This is a genomic window from Peribacillus sp. P4_C12 (genome assembly GCF_056402095.1).
The window spans coordinates 1-1223 of sequence record NZ_JBFUIB010000849.1; the positions used below are offsets into that span (position 1 = coordinate 1).

At 39.2% G+C, this 1223-nt stretch carries 1 protein-coding gene; it reads left to right on the forward strand.

All coding sequences use genetic code 11. The features are described 5' to 3' along the window. On the forward strand, positions 1 to 925 hold a 925-nt coding region (locus AC1DUW_RS29635), incomplete at its 5' end, for a (Fe-S)-binding protein (RefSeq protein ID WP_477644281.1). Positions 926 to 1223 lie beyond the last annotated feature (298 nt).

Below are 1223 nucleotides of genomic sequence, written 5' to 3' on the forward strand. Positions count from 1 at the left end.
GAACATGACAAGTTTACTGGGCTTTTACCAGCGTTCTGGTCTTCAGTACATTGCTCGTAAAACTGGTGTCCTAAGCATCCTTCCGGATAATCTTGCGACCATGGAAAAAGTGCTACCGAAAGTTCCCAAAAAATCCGAAATGAAAAATCGGCCAACAGAGCTGCCTGCGATAGGAAATCCAGTCAAAAAGGTAGCCTTCTTTTCCGGCTGTTTAATGGATACAATGTTTTTGGATACAAACAAGGCTACACTAAAACTTCTGCAGCTGGCCGGATGTGAAATCGTAATCCCAAAAGCCCAGGCTTGTTGCGGAGCCCTGCATGGTCATAGTGGTGAAAAAGAAGGCGCAAAACAACTAGCCAAGCGTAATATTGAAGCGTTTGAAGCGGACGAAGTCGATTATATTATTACAAATGCCGGGGGTTGTGGAGCATTCCTTATTGATTATGATCATTTGCTTCAAGATGAGCCGGAGTGGTACGAAAGGGCCATTGCTTTTAAAAACAAAATGAAAGATATCAGCGAAATTCTTGTGGATTTACGCTTTCAGGAAAAAGTTCGCTTGAAACTGCCCTCACAGTCAGTGACATATCAAGATTCCTGTCACTTACGGAATGTGATGAAAACTTCAAAGGCGCCGAGAATTCTCCTTCAATCGATAGAAGGAATTGATTTTAGGGAAATGAAAGATGCTGATCGTTGCTGCGGCTCAGCTGGGATTTATAATATTGTAGAATCAGAGATGTCTATGAAAATTCTCGATTCGAAAATGGAACACACTAAATCGACACAGGCAGATATTGTTGTTACAGCAAATCCTGGTTGTTTGCTACAAATGCAATTGGGAATCGAAAGAGAAAACTTGAGCGAGTGTACGAAAGCGGTTCATATTGTGGATCTGCTTTTAGAGGCTGTTGTTTTATAGTAGAAGAAAGCGGATGTATTGATTGACTTCAAGTAGTTAATGAAGAGTATAGGAATGGTAGTATTTGGGTAAATGTTAAATTTTAATATATGCGAAAGCCTTTGTTGTGACTTGGTTTCAAGTAAAATATCGTTCTGTTTTGAGAACAAATTGTAATGTTATATCCAAAAATGAAATAGTACATCCTCGTTTACTTAGGGACTCAGCGGGTAGAGTTTATATATAACATCCACTTAACAAAACCTAAGGAGGAATGTAACATGAATAAAACAGTATATGGTGTATATGAATCGAATGC